23 protein-coding genes are annotated in these 20,489 nt (G+C 34.2%); 5 read left to right on the forward strand and 18 right to left on the reverse strand.

What is annotated here, in order from left to right:
* The 6 genes from CD30_RS02210 to CD30_RS02235 form a co-directional block, all read right to left on the reverse strand.
* On the reverse strand, positions 1 to 897 hold the full coding sequence (locus CD30_RS02210; protein ID WP_036171902.1) for a ketopantoate reductase family protein: 897 nt from the start codon (positions 895 to 897) through the stop codon (positions 1 to 3).
* A gap of 66 nt (positions 898 to 963) precedes the next feature.
* Positions 964 to 2,496 (reverse strand): acyl-CoA carboxylase subunit beta, encoded by a 1,533-nt coding sequence (locus CD30_RS02215; protein WP_036171905.1) that lies wholly within the window; start codon positions 2,494 to 2,496, stop codon positions 964 to 966.
* 97 nt (positions 2,497 to 2,593) lie between these two features.
* The gene (locus tag CD30_RS02220) at positions 2,594 to 2,977 is read right to left on the reverse strand and encodes a transcriptional regulator (RefSeq protein WP_036171908.1); all 384 of its coding nucleotides are present in this window, start codon (positions 2,975 to 2,977) and stop codon (positions 2,594 to 2,596) included.
* A 143-nt stretch (positions 2,978 to 3,120) separates the two neighbouring features.
* Positions 3,121 to 3,885, reverse strand: coding sequence for an enoyl-CoA hydratase/isomerase family protein (locus CD30_RS02225; RefSeq protein WP_036171911.1), 765 nt, complete (start codon positions 3,883 to 3,885; stop codon positions 3,121 to 3,123).
* 187 nt (positions 3,886 to 4,072) lie between these two features.
* Positions 4,073 to 4,246 carry a 50S ribosomal protein L32 gene (gene rpmF, locus CD30_RS02230; protein ID WP_036171914.1) on the reverse strand — a complete coding sequence of 58 codons (174 nt, stop codon included), beginning with the start codon at positions 4,244 to 4,246 and terminating at the stop codon, positions 4,073 to 4,075.
* A 24-nt stretch (positions 4,247 to 4,270) separates the two neighbouring features.
* Positions 4,271 to 4,807, reverse strand: coding sequence for a YceD family protein (locus CD30_RS02235; RefSeq protein WP_036171917.1), 537 nt, complete (start codon positions 4,805 to 4,807; stop codon positions 4,271 to 4,273).
* Positions 4,808 to 4,937: 130 nt separating this feature from the next.
* Between CD30_RS02235 and CD30_RS02240 the strand changes: the two genes are divergently transcribed.
* On the forward strand, positions 4,938 to 6,158 hold the full coding sequence (locus CD30_RS02240) for a nucleotidyltransferase (RefSeq protein ID WP_036171919.1): 1,221 nt from the start codon (positions 4,938 to 4,940) through the stop codon (positions 6,156 to 6,158).
* Here CD30_RS02240 and CD30_RS02245 read toward each other — a convergent pair.
* Positions 6,155 to 7,201 (reverse strand): SepM family pheromone-processing serine protease, encoded by a 1,047-nt coding sequence (locus CD30_RS02245; protein WP_328286117.1) that lies wholly within the window; start codon positions 7,199 to 7,201, stop codon positions 6,155 to 6,157. The two genes, CD30_RS02240 and CD30_RS02245, sit on opposite strands and share 4 nt — an antisense overlap.
* A gap of 217 nt (positions 7,202 to 7,418) precedes the next feature.
* On the opposite strand from CD30_RS02245, the gene CD30_RS02250 reads away from it, so the two are divergent.
* Positions 7,419 to 8,225, forward strand: coding sequence for a hypothetical protein (locus tag CD30_RS02250; RefSeq protein WP_141096025.1), 807 nt, complete (start codon positions 7,419 to 7,421; stop codon positions 8,223 to 8,225).
* Between the two features lie 130 nt (positions 8,226 to 8,355).
* Here CD30_RS02250 and coaD read toward each other — a convergent pair whose 3' ends face one another.
* The 3 genes from coaD to CD30_RS02265 are packed head-to-tail and all read right to left on the reverse strand — an operon-like array spanning position 8,356 to position 10,866.
* Positions 8,356 to 8,850 carry a pantetheine-phosphate adenylyltransferase gene (gene coaD / locus CD30_RS02255; protein ID WP_036171922.1) on the reverse strand — a complete coding sequence of 165 codons (495 nt, stop codon included), beginning with the start codon at positions 8,848 to 8,850 and terminating at the stop codon, positions 8,356 to 8,358.
* 21 nt (positions 8,851 to 8,871) lie between these two features.
* Positions 8,872 to 9,426 carry a 16S rRNA (guanine(966)-N(2))-methyltransferase RsmD gene (rsmD, locus tag CD30_RS02260; RefSeq protein ID WP_036171925.1) on the reverse strand — a complete coding sequence of 185 codons (555 nt, stop codon included), beginning with the start codon at positions 9,424 to 9,426 and terminating at the stop codon, positions 8,872 to 8,874.
* A gap of 18 nt (positions 9,427 to 9,444) precedes the next feature.
* Positions 9,445 to 10,866 carry a hypothetical protein gene (locus CD30_RS02265; protein ID WP_036171928.1) on the reverse strand — a complete coding sequence of 474 codons (1,422 nt, stop codon included), beginning with the start codon at positions 10,864 to 10,866 and terminating at the stop codon, positions 9,445 to 9,447.
* 141 nt (positions 10,867 to 11,007) lie between these two features.
* Between CD30_RS02265 and CD30_RS02270 the strand changes: the two genes are divergently transcribed.
* Entirely contained in the window at positions 11,008 to 11,397 is a 390-nt protein-coding gene (locus CD30_RS02270; RefSeq protein WP_036171931.1) for a DUF7147 family protein, read from the forward strand.
* Positions 11,398 to 11,419: 22 nt separating this feature from the next.
* Here the strand turns inward: CD30_RS02270 and CD30_RS02275 are convergent, their stop codons facing one another.
* Positions 11,420 to 11,692: a YlbG family protein gene (locus CD30_RS02275; RefSeq protein WP_036171934.1), complete on the reverse strand. Its 273-nt coding sequence runs from the start codon at positions 11,690 to 11,692 to the stop codon at positions 11,420 to 11,422.
* A 209-nt stretch (positions 11,693 to 11,901) separates the two neighbouring features.
* On the opposite strand from CD30_RS02275, the gene CD30_RS02280 reads away from it, so the two are divergent.
* Positions 11,902 to 12,834 carry a glycerophosphodiester phosphodiesterase gene (locus CD30_RS02280; RefSeq protein WP_036171937.1) on the forward strand — a complete coding sequence of 311 codons (933 nt, stop codon included), beginning with the start codon at positions 11,902 to 11,904 and terminating at the stop codon, positions 12,832 to 12,834.
* A 105-nt stretch (positions 12,835 to 12,939) separates the two neighbouring features.
* Here CD30_RS02280 and CD30_RS02285 read toward each other — a convergent pair whose 3' ends face one another.
* Together CD30_RS02285 and CD30_RS02290 are read right to left on the reverse strand one after the other, a co-directional pair.
* Positions 12,940 to 13,386 carry a YlbF/YmcA family competence regulator gene (locus CD30_RS02285; protein ID WP_036171940.1) on the reverse strand — a complete coding sequence of 149 codons (447 nt, stop codon included), beginning with the start codon at positions 13,384 to 13,386 and terminating at the stop codon, positions 12,940 to 12,942.
* A 121-nt stretch (positions 13,387 to 13,507) separates the two neighbouring features.
* A complete protein-coding gene (locus CD30_RS02290) occupies positions 13,508 to 14,983 on the reverse strand; it encodes a UDP-N-acetylmuramoyl-L-alanyl-D-glutamate--2,6-diaminopimelate ligase (RefSeq protein ID WP_036171943.1) in 1,476 nt (491 codons plus the stop codon).
* A gap of 248 nt (positions 14,984 to 15,231) precedes the next feature.
* Here CD30_RS02290 and CD30_RS02295 point away from each other — a divergent pair, with 248 nt between their 5' ends.
* Positions 15,232 to 15,603 carry a YugN family protein gene (locus CD30_RS02295; protein WP_036171946.1) on the forward strand — a complete coding sequence of 124 codons (372 nt, stop codon included), beginning with the start codon at positions 15,232 to 15,234 and terminating at the stop codon, positions 15,601 to 15,603.
* Positions 15,604 to 15,727: 124 nt separating this feature from the next.
* On the opposite strand, the gene CD30_RS02300 is transcribed toward CD30_RS02295, so the two are convergent.
* From CD30_RS02300 to CD30_RS02320, 5 genes are all read right to left on the reverse strand, one after another.
* The gene (locus CD30_RS02300; RefSeq protein ID WP_036171949.1) at positions 15,728 to 16,189 is read right to left on the reverse strand and encodes a DUF420 domain-containing protein; all 462 of its coding nucleotides are present in this window, start codon (positions 16,187 to 16,189) and stop codon (positions 15,728 to 15,730) included.
* Positions 16,190 to 16,223: 34 nt separating this feature from the next.
* Positions 16,224 to 17,153, reverse strand: coding sequence for a cytochrome c oxidase assembly factor CtaG (ctaG, locus tag CD30_RS02305; protein WP_036171952.1), 930 nt, complete (start codon positions 17,151 to 17,153; stop codon positions 16,224 to 16,226).
* 440 nt (positions 17,154 to 17,593) lie between these two features.
* On the reverse strand, positions 17,594 to 17,935 hold the full coding sequence (locus CD30_RS02310) for a cytochrome C oxidase subunit IV family protein (RefSeq protein WP_036171955.1): 342 nt from the start codon (positions 17,933 to 17,935) through the stop codon (positions 17,594 to 17,596).
* Positions 17,936 to 18,562, reverse strand: a complete 627-nt coding sequence (locus CD30_RS02315; RefSeq protein WP_036171957.1) for a cytochrome c oxidase subunit 3 — start codon at positions 18,560 to 18,562, stop codon at positions 17,936 to 17,938.
* A complete protein-coding gene (locus CD30_RS02320; RefSeq protein WP_036171961.1) occupies positions 18,562 to 20,457 on the reverse strand; it encodes a cytochrome c oxidase subunit I in 1,896 nt (631 codons plus the stop codon). The genes CD30_RS02315 and CD30_RS02320 overlap by 1 nt, the downstream gene beginning before the upstream one ends.
* Positions 20,458 to 20,489: the final 32 nt, after the last annotated feature.

Raw genomic sequence — 20,489 nt, forward strand, 5'->3', positions numbered from 1 at the left:
TCACATTTTCTCACTTCTCTCCTCTAATGCTTTCACTAAGCTGTATAATGTCTTCAATATCGGCAGCTGATGTCCTTTCATACTTGCCTTTTTAATAATCGCTCCAACAATCGTATCTACTTCAGTTATTCGCTGATTTGATATATCAGCTAACATAGAAGATGTATTTTGAGCAGTTTTCTTACATAATTTTTTTACTTCTTCAAATGTAAACTGATTCATTTCTAATGGAAATGCGCTCTTTAATTCCTCATACATTTGCTCTAATAGCTGTAACGTACTAGCATTTTCAACTAAAAATCCATTTTTGACATTTAGTATGGCTGTTAATGGGTTTATAAAGCTATTTAATAATGCCTTATCAAAGAGCATTTGTTCAGCATCTTTCATGTATTCTACGGGAAACCGCTCTTGATTTATATCTATAAACAATACAAAGGTATCTTTACTACCGCGCTCAACTGCTAATTTTAAAGTACCAATCCCTCTGTGCACAACCGTTGTGTCATTTTCTTTTTGGGCACCAAATTGACATGATGAAAAGGCAAGATGTTCCTGCGGTAAATGTAACGCTTCTTCATAGTGGGATAATCCGTTCTGTAGGAAAAGGATGGGGGTTTCATTATTCATTTCTTTTAAAAACGGGTATACCTCGTGTAATTGTCCGTATTTTAACGCAACAAGTACAACTGCCTTTTCTGGTACTTGCAGTTTTGTTGTTGCAATGGGATTTGTTTTACTAGTTGTTTGATCTATATTAATACGAGTAAGACCATTTTGGTTGATTTTACAAGCCTGTTCTTCTCTTCGAACGACTAAAGTAACACGGAATTTTTCGTTTAAAAAGCTAGCCACAAGCATGCCAACAGCGCCTGCACCGATTACGACTACTTCCATTATCCCCACTCACCTTCACTAAATGAAAAGGCCTACCTAATGGCAGACCTTTATCTTCTATATACATTATACTGGATAAACTGGATGTTTTCGAGAAGGTAACGAAATTTGTTTGGATGAATAATATTTTAATCTTTCACATAATGTATATCTTAATTTATTCGGTGCTACAATCTCATCTATTACTAATTCAGATGCAAGTTTATATATATCAATCTCGTCTTTATATTCCTCGATTTTTTCCTTTACAAAGTTCATTCGTTCCTTTGAATCGCTTATCGCTTCTATTTTATTAGAATAGACCGCATTTACCGCTGCTTCCGGCCCCATAACAGCAATTTGAGCTGTAGGCAGGGCAATACAAACATCCGGTTCAAATGCAGGGCCACACATCGCGTATAACCCCGCTCCGTATGCTTTGCGAATAATAACAGAAATTTTAGGAACGCTTGCAGTACTCATAGCAGAAATAAATTTTGCCCCATGGCGGATAATTCCAGCTTTTTCTACCTTTGTACCAATCATAAATCCAGGCACGTCCGCCAAAAACAACAGTGGAATTGAAAAAGCATCACATAATTGAATAAACTTCGCCGCTTTATCTGATGAATCGACGAACAATACGCCACCTTTTACCTTTGGTTGATTTGCAACAATCCCAACAACTCTACCGTCAATTCGGGATAAGCAGGTAATTATCTCTTGGGCAAAAAATTTCTTTATCTCAAATATACTCCCCTCATCAACAATTCCCTTAATCAAATCATACATATCAAAAGGGACGTTTTGATTTTCAGGAATAATTTCTTCTAGCGGACGAGTGGATACTGGAGACTTGGGAGTTACAGGGTCAGGTAGTTCATTAAAATTAGAACCAAAATAACTTAAGTATTGTTTTACATAGTCAATGGCTTGATGTTCTGAATCAGCTAGAACATCACCACAGCCACTAATTGTACAATGCATTTTAGCCCCGCCCATTTCCTCTAACGAAACTTTTTCTCCAATAACCTTTTCTGCCATTCTTGGTGATCCTAAATACATAGAGGCATTTCCCTCGACCATGATGACGATATCACAGAACGCCGGAATATATGCCCCACCCGCAGCCGAAGGACCAAATAAAATACAAACCTGTGGTATGATTCCGCTTAGTTTTATTTGATTATGAAATATTCTTCCTGCGCCTCTTCTGCCAGGAAACATCGCTAGCTGATCAGTTATGCGTGCACCTGCAGAATCTACTAAATAAAGTAGAGGCACTTTTAATTTTTCAGCAGTTTCTTGAATGCGAATAATTTTTTCTACTGTATGGACACCCCAAGAGCCTGCTTTTACTGTTGAATCATTGGCCATGACACAAACTGTTTTTCCATTTACTTTACCAATTGCACAGACAACCCCATCTGCTGGTAAATCTTCCTTTATACAATTTGCAAATTTCCCATCTTCCTCATATTCCCCATTATCGAATAAGTAAGAGAGGCGATCACGTACAAATAATTTACCTGTTTCTTTTAATTTTTCGTGATATTTTTGATGGCCACCTAATTTTATTTTTTCTTCTTTTCTAGCTAATATGTCATTATAAATTTTCATTCGTCTTTGCTTCACCCCTTTTTGTGAACCGTTTTAAAATAGATAGATGAAACCGATATTTTGTCGAATTAATTGTTTATAGATTTAGTTCTCGTAATTATTTTTGGTGTTCCAGAAAGTTCACACCTTGATTAAGCCATTTGATGAGCTTGTCATGCTCAGATTGCAGCTCTCTATATTTAATCTCTAATTCATTATAAGCTTCTGTTAATTCATCAAAACTATTAAGTGCAAGCTTTAAATGGCTTCTCATTAATTGCTTTGGTCGTTTTCTAACGCTATTAAGCATTTGACCATATTGACTACGTAATGTTTTATTCCAGCGGAAACCACAAGCTTGTTTTGTACGATTTAAAACATTAGCAGCTTCAGCAAATGCTTCTAATTGTGTTTTTCCATTTTGAACAGCGCTTATCACAATTTCAGCTAATTTTTCATCATCAGCAGCTGTCCATTGATCTTTTCTTCTTTTCCCTTCCACTTTCTATCACCTCACATTTTTTACTACTATATGCACCTAAAGAGATTAAATAGAATAGAAGTACTTATAAAAAATAGGTCGTAACATAAAAAAATGTTACGACCTATTTTTATTGAAATCTTTATTTTGAAATAAAAATATTGTTAGTTGTTAGACTTATTTAAAAAGCGATTTACCGCTTCGTTATGGGCTTCACTTTCCCACATTTTTGCACATAGTTTTATTTCTTCTAACGCTCTGTTGTACATATTTTTCTCGTTCCAACTTCTAAGTTTCATTTCTTTATAGGCATGGTGAACAGAAGGATGAATTTTTTCCATACTACTAATAAACTCTTTCAATGCAACATTTTTATCACCTTCAAAAACTCTTGTTGCCCAACCAATCTCATATAATTTGCTTGCTTCATAAGTAGTTGCGTCGACTAGCATTTTTAAAGCATAATCGTGTTTTATACCACTCTCAAACAAGTATGTACCTCCACCCCAGCCACTCGTAATTCCTAATGTTCCTTGTATGAAACCACATTTTGCATGGTTTGCAACTAATCGAAAATCACATGCAGTGGCAATTTCACAGCCCCCTCCTACCGCAGCACCATTAATAAGCGCAATCGTTGGGACTCGAAGTGTAGCAAGCTCATATAAAATATCGCCCATTTTACTTAACATACCAAAAGCTTCCTGTTCTGTTTGAAGCTTATGAAATTCTGAAAGGTCACCACCTGAACAAAAGGCTTTTTCCCCTTTTCCAGTAATGACTAAAAACCGCACATCATTATGGGTTTGAATAGTTTTAATAACTTCTTTAAAACCATCCATCACTTCGTCATTAATTGCATTTCTTTTTTCTTCTCGAGTTATCGTAAACGATAAAATCCCATCTCTATTTTCAATTGAATAAGTCAAAACAAACAACTCCCCTTTTCCTAATTATGTTACCATAATATAACCCTTTTGGTTTTTATAGTAAAACAGTCGTTTTGTTTTGACAAGTTAATGTAAACTCTTTTGGAAATTAAAAAGGCTAATAGAGAGCCATGGCCTCTCTATTAGCCTTTTATTGTGTCAGAGCTTTTTCGAACAAGCTCAAAAATTATTTGCTAACTACTTCTTTACCTTTATAGTGTCCGCAAGATTTGCAAACGTGGTGAGATAAAGTTGCTTCACCACAGTTTGGGCAAGCTACCATACCAGGTACAGATAATTTGAAATGCGTACGACGCTTTCTTTTAGCAGTTTTAGAAGTTCTTCTAAATGGTACAGCCATTATTGGCACCTCCTTACAGATTATCTATTCATCTGTTTGATCAAAATACTTAGCTAAATTAGCTAGTCTTGGATCCACTTTTTGTTCGTCATTTTCCTTCTGACGTGCAATATCTTCATCTGTTGAATAACTCCAGTTTTTTCCGCCCTGCACTTGTCCTTCAGAACCTTCTTTGAACACTTGCATCGGAATTTCAAGAAGAACTAATTCTTCTAATACCGGCTTTAGATCGATGACTTCTCCATCAACATAATGGATATCCTCATCTTCTTCATTTCCTCGTAGTTCAGGATCAATCCAGCTAAAGATTTCCACTGTTTCTACATGAATAGGGAATTCAACATCCTCCCATGTTCTTGCACATGGTAAAGTTAAAGTTGCAGCCATTGTAAATTGACAAGTCATTTGTGATGCACCGAATGTACAGTGCCCTTTTACATGTACAGGTGAAATATGACGAATTTCATTGTTCCGTTTTTTTACTTCATCTAACTGTACAACTGTATCAATAGGCATCCCATTTTGGCGATACTTTGATAATTCATGAATTGACCATTTCATTCATTAATCACCTCGAGACAACAATGTTGATTATATAATGTGAAAAAATAGATGTCAAGTTATTTTCTTGTCACTATTATAAAAGATATACTATACTTTGGATAATTCAAACTTTTAGGAGTGCTAATTTATGCAAGCTGTTGGTGTTGTAGTTGAATATAATCCTTTTCATAACGGTCACTTTTATCATATCGAACAATCGAAAAAGAGTACCGGGGCAGATGTCGTAATCGCTGTAATGAGTGGTCATTTTCTACAAAGAGGTGAACCAGCTCTTGTTGATAAATGGCACCGTACAAAAATGGCATTACAAAATGGTGTAGATATTGTTATCGAGCTTCCTTATATTTTTAGTACCGCTAAAGCCGAGCTTTTTGCAAAAGGTGCTATACAATTGTTATCTGCTATGAAATGTCAATCCTTTGCATTTGGCAGTGAGGAAGGAAACATTGAACCTTTTCATAATACCTATACATTACTTCAAGACTATCGACAGGAATATAATGAACTTATTAAATATTTTGTGTCAAAGGGACTAAGTTATCCTAAAAGTTTATACGAAGCATATGAACAACTTAAACAAAAACAACATCGATTATACATTGATTTATCTCAGCCGAACAATATTTTAGGATACCATTATATTGAAGCTGTTTATAATTTGAAATCCACAATTAAGCCCGTCACTATACAACGGGTGAAAGCGGGCTATCATGAAAGTATCAATTCGAATACAAACATTGCAAGTGCTACCGGTATACGAAAAGAAATCTTTGAAAAAGGGTCTGTACAAGATATTAAAAATTATGTACCTCAGGCTACATTCGTACATTTACAGGATTGGCTAAAACAGCATAACCAATTTGTACAATGGGAATCCTTTTGGCCCCTTTTACGCTTTAGCATTACTCGTTATTTGCCAAGTGATTTAACTCAATTTGCAGATGTTTCAGAAGGCATTGAATTTGCTTTGATTAAATATGCAAAAATAAGCGATTCCTTTTCTGAATTTATGAATCATATTAAATCAAAACGATATACTTGGACAAGGCTTCAAAGAATGTTAACACACATTTTCACTGGAATAACGAAGGAGCAATTACATCAAATAGATTCCCCTACCTATATTCGATTATTAGGTATGTCAGAAAAAGGGCAGCGTTACTTAGGCGAAATAAAGAAAGATTTAGATTTACCTTTAATCAGTCGAGTTGCATCTGTTAAAGATGAAGTGTTGAAAATAGACTTACGTGCTACAGAAATTTACGCTCAAGGTGTCCAGCTATTTTCAAAGAAAAAAATAGACGAAGATTTTCAAACTCCGCCTATTCGATCTATTGCTTTAACCTAATTTTTTTCAGGTAAATTTTTTAAATAGTCTAGCGCATCATCAATAGTTTTCACAGGAACAATTTTCATCTTTGTTCCTATTTTTTTTGCAGTTGTTACAGCTACATCATAATTAGATTGTAATGTTGGATTTACTTTCAGCATGGCATCGGTTATTTCATCATCAGGTGCAAAGAAAATTTCCATCCCATCTTCATGAGCTGCTACTACTTTCTTTTCGATACCACCGATTCTCCCTATCGTCCCATCCTCGTTCATCTCACCTGTTCCAGCAATTAAATATCCTTTTGATATATCTTCCTCAAGCAATTGATTTAATATTTCAAGTGTAAACATTAACCCTGCTGAAGGACCTCCAATATCATCTGCATCTACATTCACATTTGGTTCTGTTTTTATCGATTTACTTTGAGCATATGTAATACCAATACCGATTTTATGTTCTTCACTACCTGGTATTTCTTTCAGCAAAATGGTTTCATCAAAAAGCTGATTATCCCGACTAAGCACTAAATGCACTTCTTCGTTTTCCTTCTTTAAGTTTAATTTTGCCGTTAAATCTTCGGCTTTATGAATAATTTCACCGTCTATTTCAACAATTTCATCTCCAGGTTTAACCTTTCCATCAGCCGCTCCACCTGCTATTACATTGAGAACAGTAATCCCATTATATGTTACTGTATAAGGGAGATTAGCCTTCTGAAAAGCTATTAAGAGTGCGTTAAATTGCGAATCAGACATAAGCTTCAATTGTCTAACATTATATTCCTCTTCATCTTCTTCCTCTTGTCTAACATCCTCAATATTTATAATATCCTGGAACTCATTAAAATACGCAAAAGCATATGTAAGGGGTGTTGCTTGAGCCATTGAGACTGTCATTAAATTAAGTGTTCCTTCATCATTTGTATCACCATCTTGAACCTTTACAAATTTACTAACATCATAAGCGCTTCCTGGTTTCATGATGTAATAATCCAAGGGATAATTACTAATTAATAAAACTACAAATAAAACAATCATTAAGTATAGTACTTTCTTCAATGTTTTGGCACCTCCTGAAGTAACATTTGAAAGACTAATTTTTTTTGTACATGCATATATTAGTTTAGCATTTTTAGTCAATGTAAATAAAAAAATATGAAATGAGATGATGCTTATTCCATTACTATATTTATTTATATGTATTAGCCTCATTATCTTACTTTTACTTTTCCCAGGTGTGGCTCATGAAGGGACAGACCTAGGTGTTTCATTATTTATGGAAGCTCTATTTCCTTACCTTCTACCATATTTAATCTTAACACAGTGGTTCATTCGTTTAACTCCAAATCATAATAATTCTATCTCTAAATTCGGCCTATATTTAAAAACTTATGGGATAAGTGCTCTTGGAGGTTTTCCAACTGGTGCAGCAACAATTACCTATTTAAAAAAAAGCAAACAAATCACTCCTAAAGAAGCAAGCGGCCTTTTAAGTATTTGTCATAGTCCAAGCCCTTTATTCGTCATAGGTTTCGTTGGTAACGATATACTAAATAATACATCATTTAGCTGGAAATTTTTAATCCTGTACCATGCGGTTTCTTTTATACTTTTGATCATCTTTTACAAAGTGATTCGTAAGGATTCTTTACCAACTGAACAACTGCCGATGCAACAAAATTCACAAAACTATCAAAATCCATTTACTAGCAGTATTAAGGATAGCATTCCTACTGTTTTGGTGGTCGGTTCAACCATTATATTTTTCACGACGATTTATACAGTTGTAATGCATTCAATTTCAAATTTTTTACCGAATGTACATAATAATTTTTTACTTGTAACTGCAGCAACATTAGAAATGACCAATGGATTACAAATAGCGGGTCAATTGTTTTCAAATGAGTCAGCTATACTTTATGTATTGCTTGCCACTTTTTTAACTACTCAAAGCTTTAGTATTCATATGCAAGTGGCTGTTATTGCAAAAGGTGAACATATTTCTTTAAAGGCATATGCAATGGTACGAGTCTTGCTAACTATTTTAATACCTGCACTTTACTATCTTATCTTTTTAATTTAACTAAATTTTTATATGACTAATGGCTTATTGGGAGAAGTGCTAATACAATTATTTCTAATTAGAAAATGAAGGTGCTGTTTTAGAAACTTTTCGTTTCCAAACAGCACCTTTCAAACTATATCCATATTAATTATTTCTTTTTGAATTTAAATTTTTCGTTTAATGCTAATTCAACGTGAGGAGGAACTAGACCTTCCACACTTCCACCATATTGTGCTACTTCTTTTACAATGCTTGAGCTTAAAAATGAGTATTTATTCTTTGTCATGATAAAAAATGTTTCAATGGATTCATCTAAAAATTTGTTCATTGACGTGATTTGCATTTCATATTCAAAATCTGAAATTGCACGAAGCCCGCGCACAATTACCTTTGCCTTTTTTGATCTTGCGTAATCAATTAATAGCCCTGATGAAGAATCGATACGAATATTTGGAATTGTTTTTGTTACTTCTTCAATTAAAGCCATTCTTTCATCTAAAGAAAATAACGGTTTTTTTGAAGAATTATTTAATACAGCAACATACACAATATCAAAAACATCTGCTGCCCGTTTTATAATGTCTAAATGGCCATTAGTAATAGGATCAAAACTTCCAGGTACTACCGCTATTTTTTCTGGCAATGATTTCTCCCTCTTCCCCTTTTAAATACCATTCTTATAAATTGAAATAATTGTACTACCATAGGTTTCTTCCCTTGCTAAAGTGAAGGAACCGTATTCCTTAGGTAAATTTACTTCTGTGGAATGTTCACATACTATAATCGCTCTTTCTGAAAGCTTCCCATTTGCCACCAAAACTTCTACTAAGTCATAATATTCGGTTTTCTTATATGGGGGGTCTAAAAATAAATAGTCAATTTGAATATCTCTTTTTAATAGTCCTTTAACTGCACGAGTTGCGTCTGTTCTAAAAAGTTCTGTGCAATCTTCATAGCGACATTTTTTTATATTCTCCTGTAACGTTTGAAAAGCACGACCATCTTTTTCAATAAAAATCCCTTTTTCAGCACCCCTACTTAATGTTTCTATACCTAATCCTCCACTACCTGCAAACAAATCTAGTGCAATGCCTCCATCAAAAAATGGACCAATAATATTAAAAATAGATTCCTTTACTTTATCTGTTGTTGGTCTTGTTGTTGACCCAGTAACCGCTTTTAAGGGCATACCTTTTCTTTCACCTGCTACAACTCTCACTCGAATCACCAGCCTTCATTATTCTAGTGTTGTGATAGGTGAAACATAAATTTCATTCTCAGTTTTCTCTATTTCAACTAAGAATAATCTTTGAAGCCATGCTTCTTCTATAAATTTCTCTGAAGCTATTTCGATGAACGGACTTGAAATAATATCAAATCTTCTCTGATTAAATACATAGAAATTGTATTCTTCCGGGAATCTAAAAGATCTTAGCTTATTATCTACATAGTATCCATTTGGACCTTCTGCCACTTCGTATCCTAATAGATTTAATATATCTTTAGAAGAATAGTAAAGTAATCCATCTTTATAGACGATTTTTACATCTTCCGTCATGTTTTGATTCACATATAGCTTTCTATCATCAGTAAAGAGTAAAGGATACACTCCTTCAGTCGTTTCATTTGAAACAAAATAATCTGTATGCATATTCAATGTTTCTGATAATAGCTTGTCCAACACTGTTGAAGTAATTTTTGACCCTTTTAAATCCTGCAATTTTTGTAGCCATGATTCTAATTGAGCATCTGACATTTCATTCATTAAAGTATTGACTATTTGAGAAGCTTTATTTTCCCCCGCTATCGAACCTGATAAAAATGCAGCCACTACTTCTTTCACCCAACTTGGACTATCTCCAAAATCATATAAAGAATCTACTTGAGATAAGAAAATACTATTATTTAACCCTTCACCAGATAAATCCTTTACAAATAATATTCTTTTTCCCTGTTCATTAGAAAGATTATTTCCCTGTACGATTGCAAAATGCTCTTCACTTAAAAACTGCATATTTTCTAATTGATCGTTTAATTGTTTATCAATTTTAGTTGATGAATATATTGACACTATATCCGAAGTGTACTGTACATCCATATCATCCTGTTGCCAATACATTTCACTTATGTTTCCGGGACCGCTAAACATAACGTAATTCACTAAGGTTAATGATTGTTCTCCAATTAACGGTAAACCAGTTACCCATTGCCCTCCTAAATTACTATCTGTTGTTATATGTACTGTTGAGTATGTAACTGTGCCATTTTGTAAAGTAACAAATATGTCTTTCATCAATTGTTTTGATTTTAAACCACCATCTAATGGGATGACATATGATACAGATTGTGATCTAGCATCACTTGCATTAAACTTTGTTTTATCTTCACTTATACGCTCACAGGTTTGTTCACTCTCGATAAAGCAATCAGGATTAATCGCATGGTTAGGCCATTTTATATTAATTTCTTTATTTGGTAGATTTTTAAAATGTTGTCGGATATCTAAACTATCTCCACGATAGTTAATCTCAATTTCCTGAGTATAAGAAAATTTCTCCTCCGCAACGTCGGGATTGTTTGAATAAACTTGAAACTGAAAAAATATTAAGCCGCTTACAATCAATAACAATACGATAAAAAAACTAATTGCATATTTCATGTGCCTAACCTCCTTTGTCATGATACTATTGTTATTAGAAAACTTAGCCTATTGATACTATTTGAAGAAAAAGTCTAAGTTGTTGTAGTTAGTACAGATAGAATAGTTTATCTTTTATCTGTGAAAGAAAGGATGTTTCAAATGATTCAACAATTTATTGAACTTGGCCAAGGGTACGGAGATGTGTATGAACTATGCGAATTAATCAAAACAAATGAAAATCGATTTCAAAATGCATTTCTACTCATTTCACATAAAGGTGAGCAAAAAGTTGCTTCACTAGCAGTCGCTTTTAAGCCAGTCGGCGACAGCAAATTTATGCCTATTTATATATGTCGTGAAGGAATTCCCTATAATCCTGAAAAATTATCAAAACGAATTGAACTATTCGATTCTGCATTAGCTGATATCGGAAAAAAGGCAATTCCTATGGAAATTAAGCATTCATCATTTTATTCTGAAACGAATTTATTTTATCAACATTTAATTGGTATTTTAAGGATGAATCATTTTATACCACCAATGCATTAAAATGTTTCAGATTCAACTTATATTAAAGTCCAATTTTATAATCATATTCTTTTGCTTTATCTGGTTTCGCATTTTCATACTCAGTCTTTAAAAACGGACGAAACGACTCTACAACGTCTTTCACAAATGGAAGGCGTTGTATTTTATTTATTGCCATCTCAATTTCATCACGGTTACAATAAAGTACAACGTATTTTAATTTTCGTGATATAAAATGAACATTACCGTATTTTCTTAAGCTTTTTGCAAATTTGAGTTGAGTAACATAAACGATAAGGCCTTGTCTTTCTTTCATACTTATTCCCTCATTTCTTAAATTAAAGGATACCATATAGTTATTTTTAATCGCAACAGAGTTTAGCTGACAGCGTACAAGATTTTCCGTTATAATCATTTTTATAGATTATGATACAGATAGTAAAGAAACTTGCATAAACATATACGAATAGTTTTTATATGAATTAATATTTTAATGATTTTTATTGTTTGAGGGGTGGAGATTTCATGGGTAAAAAGACGAAATTAGCGCTCGCTATTGCAGCAGCAAGCGCAGCCGCGTGGGCAGGAAGTAAAGCCGTATTAAAACCACAAAAACGAGAAGAAAAGGAAGTATTAAATTACAAGAATCCAATTGTTCTTGCACACCGTGGTGGTGCACATTTAGCACCAGAGCATACAATGATTGCCTTTCAGAAGGCTATAGATTTAGGTGTTGATGGTTTTGAAATAGACATCCGCCTGACAAAAGATGAGGAAATTGTCGTTTTCCATGATGATACGGTAGATCGTACAACAGATGGCTCAGGCTTTGTGAAAGATTATACATTAGAAGAATTAAAACAATTAAATCATGGATTTCATTTTGAAGATTTAGATGGTACATTCCCATATAAAGAAGAAAGACTTCCTATTGTAACTTTAAAAGAGCTACTTGAGGCATTTCCTAATATATATATCAATATTGATATTAAAGATTCGCCCGAAACATATGAGGGTAGCTTAATGCCTTCTAAGTTATGGCGTCTTATTGAAGATTTAGGTGTACAAAATCGCGTCGTGGTAACAAGCTTTTATAGTGAACAAGTCGATCGATTTAACCTTTATGCGCAAAATCGTGTTGCTCTAGGCGCCGGTGAAACGGATGTACGCAAAGCTTTCACTGCTTTTACAAGTCAATTTGGACATCTATATCATCCGAAAGTTGACGTCTTTCAAATTCCACCAAAACTAGGTGTAATTTCTCTTGATATGCCAAAATTCATTTCATATTTAGGGAATCTGAACATTCCTGTACATTATTGGACAATCAATGAAACAGATATGATGGAACGTTTGCTAAAACGAGGGGCAAAAGGAATTGTCACAGATCGTCCAGATTTAGCTGTTCCTATAGTCCGTCAATATTTAGAAAACTTAAATGCTGATGGTGGGAAATGATAACAATAGAGTCGTCATTTACAATTCAACTGTAAAAATTGCTAAAAGTAAAAATCCTCCAATGTTTTAAATCTAAACATTTGGAGGATTTTTTTGAAAACAGCATTACGCCGAGCAAGAGCAGCTTCCGCCACTACCGCAGCCACTACCACAAGAAGATCCTGTTGCAAAAAACGGATTACTAACAGGTACTTTTACTGCCTCTGAAACGGATTTCCCGATAATTAAACTTATTTCATCTAATAAATCCTGATAATCATTCTCTGCAATTTTTAACTTTGCAATGCGTTCCTCAAGGTCAAGTTCTCGTTTTAGCTGGCGTATTTGTTTCATAATTGTATGATAATCGGGATGATATTTCCCAAAACGTTGTACATCTTCATATTGCTCTTTCATTTTTGTAAAGGACGCAATTTTTTGTACAAGCAATTCATCACTATAAACCGCTAAGTGAGCTTCACGTAAGTTATTTGCTTGTTCAGAGGAAAGTATCATTGAGCTTAATCCATCTACTTCGTCCAGAATCATTACCCATTCAGAAGTCATAATCATCTTAAATTCCTCCATTCATCCATTATGATAGCAGATATTTTCATGATGTGGTAGTTAGAAAACTTACCAATATATTTTACATCTGTTCATTTTGTTTGAAAGAGGAAAGTATTCGGTCGATTTATTCTTTATTACAACTGATGGAAGAAAGAACAGAATGAACACATTCTATATCTGAAAAGTGAATTTGGGTATTCCCTATTGTTTGTGTACTTTCATGCCCTTTTCCAGCAATTAAGATAGTATCACCTTTTTTTGCTGATAATATAGCTTTTTCTATTGCAGACCCGCGATTTAAAATCATTTCATATCTTTGAGTGGATAAAAAGCCTGCTGCAATTTGTGAATTAATGACTTCTGGATCTTCGCTTCTAGGATTATCAGTCGTCAAATAAATCATATCAGCATACTTTGATGCAACTGCACCCATTTTAATTCGTTTATGTTTATCACGATCCCCACCACAGCTAAAAACTACGATTAAATCTCTTTTAGTAGTTTTCTTTAATGTTTGTAAAACGGCTCTTAACGCAGCCTCTGTATGTGCATAATCTATATAAATGGATAAATCTAAATCATTTTTAATTGATTGAAATCTTCCAGTAGGGAGGGTTAATGTTTCAGCAGCAGCACAAACTTCGTCAATATCTAACCCTAGTTCGCAAACCGTAGTAATAGCGGCAATAGAATTTTGCAGATGGTGATCACCTATAAAAGGTAACGTAAATACTTTTTGACCTTTTTTACTTTGTAAACAACATGTAGATGAACTTATTCCCTCTGCAAGCACCTGTAATTGATAATCTACTCTATTACCTAAACCAAAATATATTTTTGGTTTTTTCGACTGTAATCCAACTGTTCTACAAAATGAGTCGTCTCCATTTAAAACAAGTCGATCAGATAATGTAGCTAATAGTTGTTTTGATGCTTTATATTTTTCATAGGAACCATGATCTTCAATGTGATCTTCTGCTATGTTTAAAAATACGCCAATATTGATTGAACAATCGTCTAATCGATGTTTTACCAATCCCATAGAAGATGCTTCTAACACTGCATATTGAACTCCTTGTTGCACTCCATGTTGAAAGACTTTGTGGAGGTGCTTAGGTTGGAGTGTGGTCAATCGTTCAAATGATAATTGTACTTCCTCACCATTAATATAAACGCCGTTTGTACCAATCACCATAACTTTTTTATGTAGTTTGTTTAGTAGCTGTCCGATAAAATGACTAACTGTGGTTTTTCCATTTGTTCCTGTAATGGCGATTACTTTCATTGCTTCAGCTGGAAATCGATTTATTTTTGCTGCACTGTAAGACATAAATTTCAAGCAATTGGGTACCCATATAATAGGTACTGTCAGACTTAACTTATCGAGCATTTTTTCATCTTCAATCACAATACCAACAGCACCGTTTTCAATAGCAATATCAACATATTTTAATCCATCATCTTTAGTTCCTTTTCGAACGATGAACAAGTCGCCTTCTTTTACTTCTTGAGCATAATCTTCTATACCATGAACATCTATTCGAATGGAACCACCTTTTACAGTACATGGCCAATCTTTTAGTAGCTCAGCTAATTGCAAGATGTCACTCCTTCTTTTCCTTATAGTATGCCTATGCGGAAAACATGACACTAAAAATTAGGCTTTAGAAGCGATTGCAACGACATTATGTCATCTATTTACTTTCAAAATTTGCTATAGAAATATGTAAATTTTTATAGCAATTCGGCTATCCTTGACACAATGTTGTCATTGCAACGAATAGTTTTTTGCTCTATTATAAATAATGAGCGTATACTATGTACGATTTGCTAAAGGAGGACATTTTAATGTATTTTGAAAACAAAACTCTTGAAAATATAACTGCTGAACAAGAACTACTTGTTGAAGTTATGGAAAAGCACGGTTTAGAATGTCATGGCGGTTGGGATTATGATCGTATGACTTTCGACAAACGATTTGACTTACGTGAAGGCAGATATTACTTACGTGTATTCTGTACTGCAGTATCAGGTGATGTAGGTAACTATACAGCGGTATTAAAAATATTAAAACCAGCACTTGGTAAGTACTACTATCCTCATGGTGTAGAATACGGTGAAGATGAAGTATTCCCAGTTCATTTAGTAAAACAATGCGAAGAAATTTTAGAAAACGTGAAAAACGAATTTGCAAAACATGGTATTCAAGTAGCAAATTAAAAATTAATAAAAGGTGCAGACAACTATTTTCTAATATATTGTCTGCGCCTTTTATTTATTTGCACTTTTCACATCAATACGAAATTCTACATAAAAAAACATCGCTAAAGTGCGATGCTAAAATTTAAAAACCTAATATAGCTTTAATAACAGATGTTGTTTCTCCACCTTTATAAAATACATATAATAGGAAATAAACCATTACACCTGTAATTGCAACGAAAAACCAAATAATACTTGTAATTGGTCCAATTCTACGATGAAGCTTTAGTTTGTTTTTTGTTCCAGAAATGATACTTGTAAGACCGAACACAGCCCCAACTGTTGCTAAAATAATATGAAATACTAAAAAGAAAGTGTAATATCCTTTTAATTCATCTGGTCCACCAAATGCCGTATTCCCAATAAAAATTGTTCTTGATGCATAGATGATGAAAAAGATTAACGCTGCTACTCCAGCGGCGAACATGACTTTTCTATGTGCTTCTATTTTCCGTTTAGCAATTAATCCCCATCCAATCGCAACTAATATTGCACTGATTACGATGAATGATGTACTTAGTGTTGGTAGAATTGGTATTGACATTCAACATTCTCCTAACATGATAATTTTTATCTCTTTAATGTTGTTGGCTTTGTTTTAATGCTTGGAATTCTTTTAATGCTTTTTCTGTAATTTCATCTTCATTCGTACTATGTTCTTCATTCCACCATTGTCTAAATACTTTAAATAAAATCACAGCAAAAATAATTTCTTGAATAATTTTCATTAAGACTCCACCTGTTTGTTGATCCCCAAGTGTTGTTAAATTTCCCGGGAAAAACAGTTCTGGTCCAGACAAACCTAAGCCCGCTAAAGTCCCAGCAGGTACACATAATTCCATAGCTTTTAACCAAACGTCACCATCAGAATAAGTTGCATATAAAGGTTCCCCAGCAAAAATTATAAGGGCACAAGCTGGCGTAATTAGAACAGCATTCGCAATAATATAACCGAGTTTATAAAGACTTTTCATTTTCGGCTGGTCTTCAAGAGTATTCAATAAAGGCCAATTCATGAAAAATGCTGATAGGAAAACGATGAATGTAAAAATACCATGGAATGTTTCATCTAACTTAATCGCATCAAATATTACTGGTAAATGGTACAAAGAGAACATCATAGCAAAAACAAAAACAGCTACTACTGGTTTAGTAAAGATTTTAAAAATTGTTTTCACTACTGGTGCATTGACAACGATTCGCCAAATCCACCAAGGAATCCCCTTAATTAAGAATACTGGTACTAACAACAATAGAAGTGCCATTTGCACCATATGCATTGTAAATAAAATATGTGAAAGTAAATCAATAGGCGACCCAATAACGATATAGAGAGTGATCATCGCTAGAAGAAAGTAAATAGCTTCACTCTTTTTTAAAGGTTCACTTACTTTAAAGTCTTTTCTCCATGTAACTGTAACGAGAAAATATAGCACTGTTAAAAATATGATGACTCCTATTAAATAAGGGCTCCATAAAGCTTGAAAACCAAATATACTTAAAGGCATTTTTTGAGCGCTCCTTTTTCTTCATTTAGCATAATTTCCCACGTTCAAATGTGGTTTGATATATGCCCAATGTATTTTCAATTCTGTAGACTTTAATTCTCGACTAAATGAATTTAAAGCAGCGGATGCCACAGATCTTTAAAGGTAATTGCAGATGTAATTAGACTAAGTGCGCAACATTCTATGATAACGTCTAAGTGACTAACATCCCGATTAGCTTAAACTCAAAAAAAATCTGTGCACACACTTTTCAGCTGCACCGAAAACTTACGGCAGTTGCAAGTACACGCCAAGGCGTATTTGTTCTTTTCAATATTTTATTATAGAACGCTTACATCTTAACATCAATGAACGAACTATGACAATTATAGTACCTTAATCCAAAAAAAAGTGCAGATAAGTTGTTTAAACAACCTACCTGCAACTTTAAGCTTAATTTCTTACCACCAAATGATAGTTAAGAAAGCAAGGAAGAATGTAAATGCGATTACTCCACCCATCCACACAAAAGTATTAATAACACCAATGTGTGCTGCTTTTTTCTCACCCATATGCATGAATGAATAAAGTTGTAAAACTACTTGAACACCAGCCATAAGTAAAATGATTGGCTTAATAAAATAAGGTGAAAAATCTGCAATTACAACCGCAAAGGCGATGAAAGTAAAGAAAATCATAATCGCAAAGTTTACTACTTGTTTACGCATTTCAACTGCGTTTTTACGACGATCATAATCGTACTGTGCTTGAGATTTTTCATGAACATGTGTATCGTGTCCCATTTATCCTAGCACCCCCATTAAGTAAACTACAGTGAAAATGAATACCCAAACAACATCGATGAAGTGCCAATAAATTGACGCTGCAAAGTATTTGGGCGCATTGTAAAGGTTTAATCCGCGTTTAAAGTTACGGATAATTAAACCTGTCATCCATACTAAACCAATTACAACGTGTAATCCATGTGTTCCAACTAACGTATAGAACGATGAAGCGAACGCTGATTGAGTATAAGTAAATCCTTCGTGTACATACTCCACAAACTCATAAATTTCTAGACCAAGGAATCCAAGTCCTAATAGAACTGTAACGATCATCCAAGTTTGAACGCCTTTAAAATTATGGTTTTTCATATGATACATTGCATAAACACTTGTTAATGAAGAAGTTAAAAGTAACATTGTCATGACAAATGCTAACTCAAGGCCGAATAAATCAGCTGCTGAAAATTCCATTCCAGCAGGACCTCTATCTTTTAATGAAAGGTAAGTAGCAAATACACTGGCAAACAATACAATATCACTACAAATGAAAATCCAAATTCCAACGAATTTATTTTTTCCTTCAACAGTTGCTTGCTCAGCATGATCTGGCCAAGATTTTGGGGTGAATTTAGTGTTGATATCCATTATTTGTTACCCCCTTTTCCATAAAGTTCTTCTTCATAAGGAATAATATCCTCTTTATGAACATGATAACCTAAGTCATCTTTAAATGAACGTGTAATCATTGCTAGAACTGTAATTCCAAGACCAATAATTAATAAATAAATTGACCATGGTTTGTCTGCATCTGGATTGTATAACGCACCGAATGCTGCAACAAATAAACCAATTGACATGATTAACGGTAAGATTGAGTTGTTTGGCATATGAATATCACCAAGTGGTTCTGCATATGTCATACCTTCAGGATTACCTTCATGTTTTTCAATCCAATAAGGATCATATCCACGTACAAGTGGAGTTTGTTTAAAGTTATAGAATGGTACTGGTGTTTTAATTGCCCATTCAAGTGAACGACCATCTTTCCAGTAGTCACGCGTATTAAGTGGTTTAGACTTAATCGATAATAACATGTTAAGCACTAATAATAATACACCGATAGCCATTAAGATGGCACCGATAGATGAAATGAAGTTAAATAAATCCCAACCTTGATCTGCTTGGTAAGTGAATACACGACGTGGCATACCCATTAAACCTAAGAAGTGTTGGATAAAGAATGTTAAATGGAACCCAATAAAGAAGAACCAGAAAACAATAAAGCCTAATTTATCATTCATTGCACGGTTAAACATAATTGGCCAGTAGTAATGTGCTGCACCAAAAATGGCTAATACGATACCACCAACAATTACGTAGTGGAAATGGGCAACGATAAAGTATGAATCATGTAATTGATAGTCAAGTGGTGCAGTTGCCTGCATAACACCTGTAACCCCACCAGCTACGAATGATGGAATAAATCCTAAAGCATAAATCATTGGTACTGTTACTTTAATCGAACCGCCCCAAATAGTAAGAATCCAGTTAAATACCTTCATACCTGTTGGAACCGCGATTGCCATTGTAGCAACAGCGAAGATTGCGTTAGCTGTTGGCCCAAGTCCAGTTGTGAACATATGGTGAGCCCAAACCATGAATCCTAAGAAACCGATTAAGATTGTAGCGAATACCATTGATGAGTATCCGAATAAACGTTTACGAGCAAATACCGGAATAATTTCAGAGAATAATCCGAATGCAGGTAATACTAAGATATAAACTTCTGGGTGTCCGAAGATCCAGAATAAGTGTTCCCAAATAATTGTGTTACCACCCATTGTATGGTCGAAGAAGTTTGCTCCGAACATACGGTCAACTAACATGAAGAATAAACCTACAGTTAGTGGAGGGAATGCGAATAAAATTAATGAACTTGAAATTAAAGTAGTCCAAGTAAATAATGGCATACGCATGAACGTCATACCAGGTGCACGCATTGTAATAATCGTTACAATGAAGTTAATACCAGAGATTAATGTACCAGCACCAGAAATTTGTAAACCTAATACATAGAAGTCAATACCATGACCAGGTGAATATAAAGATAATGATGCATAAGAAGTCCAACCTGCATCAGGCGCTCCTCCAAGGAAGAATGAAAGATGCATAAAAAGAGCACCTAGGAAGAACAACCAAAATCCTAGTGAATTTAGGAATGGAAATGCAACGTCACGTGCACCAATTTGTAATGGCACAACGGCATTCATAAAACCAAATAGCAACGGTGTCGCTGCTAAGAATAGCATTGTTGTACCGTGCATTGTTAATAACTCATTAAATAGGCCTGCAGCAACAAAATCATTATTTGGTACCATCAACTGTATACGCATTAATAATGCTTCAAAACCAGCGATTGCAAAGAATAGTAATCCAGCTAAGAAATACATAATCCCTAGTTTTTTATGGTCAACAGTTGTTAAATAGTCCCAAAGAGTTGCTCCAAAGCCCTTTTTGTTACCAATTGCGACAGAGCTCACAACCTTAACCTCCTTCAAAGTTTCAATCTAGA

This window comes from Ureibacillus massiliensis 4400831 = CIP 108448 = CCUG 49529 (assembly GCF_000772965.1).
In the GTDB taxonomy this organism is placed as follows: domain Bacteria; phylum Bacillota; class Bacilli; order Bacillales_A; family Planococcaceae; genus Ureibacillus; species Ureibacillus massiliensis.

Coding starts and splice junctions, on each gene's coding strand:
- CD30_RS02210 (WP_036171902.1), bottom strand. CDS start 897: ATGGAAGTAGTCGTAATCGGTGCAGGCGCTGTTGGCATGCTTGTGGCT.
- CD30_RS02300 (WP_036171949.1), bottom strand. CDS start 16,189: ATGTCAATACCAATTCTACCAACACTAAGTACATCATTCATCGTAATC.
- CD30_RS02240 (WP_036171919.1), top strand. CDS start 4,938: ATGCAAGCTGTTGGTGTTGTAGTTGAATATAATCCTTTTCATAACGGT.
- CD30_RS02285 (WP_036171940.1), bottom strand. CDS start 13,386: ATGATTATGACTTCTGAATGGGTAATGATTCTGGACGAAGTAGATGGA.
- CD30_RS02280 (WP_036171937.1), top strand. CDS start 11,902: ATGGGTAAAAAGACGAAATTAGCGCTCGCTATTGCAGCAGCAAGCGCA.
- CD30_RS02275 (WP_036171934.1), bottom strand. CDS start 11,692: ATGAAAGAAAGACAAGGCCTTATCGTTTATGTTACTCAACTCAAATTT.
- CD30_RS02235 (WP_036171917.1), bottom strand. CDS start 4,807: ATGAAATGGTCAATTCATGAATTATCAAAGTATCGCCAAAATGGGATG.
- CD30_RS02295 (WP_036171946.1), top strand. CDS start 15,232: ATGTATTTTGAAAACAAAACTCTTGAAAATATAACTGCTGAACAAGAA.
- ctaG (WP_036171952.1), bottom strand. CDS start 17,153: ATGCCTTTAAGTATATTTGGTTTTCAAGCTTTATGGAGCCCTTATTTA.
- CD30_RS02215 (WP_036171905.1), bottom strand. CDS start 2,496: ATGAAAATTTATAATGACATATTAGCTAGAAAAGAAGAAAAAATAAAA.
- rpmF (WP_036171914.1), bottom strand. CDS start 4,246: ATGGCTGTACCATTTAGAAGAACTTCTAAAACTGCTAAAAGAAAGCGT.
- CD30_RS02250 (WP_141096025.1), top strand. CDS start 7,419: ATGGAAGCTCTATTTCCTTACCTTCTACCATATTTAATCTTAACACAG.
- CD30_RS02310 (WP_036171955.1), bottom strand. CDS start 17,935: ATGGGACACGATACACATGTTCATGAAAAATCTCAAGCACAGTACGAT.
- CD30_RS02315 (WP_036171957.1), bottom strand. CDS start 18,562: ATGGATATCAACACTAAATTCACCCCAAAATCTTGGCCAGATCATGCT.
- CD30_RS02265 (WP_036171928.1), bottom strand. CDS start 10,866: ATGAAATATGCAATTAGTTTTTTTATCGTATTGTTATTGATTGTAAGC.
- CD30_RS02270 (WP_036171931.1), top strand. CDS start 11,008: ATGATTCAACAATTTATTGAACTTGGCCAAGGGTACGGAGATGTGTAT.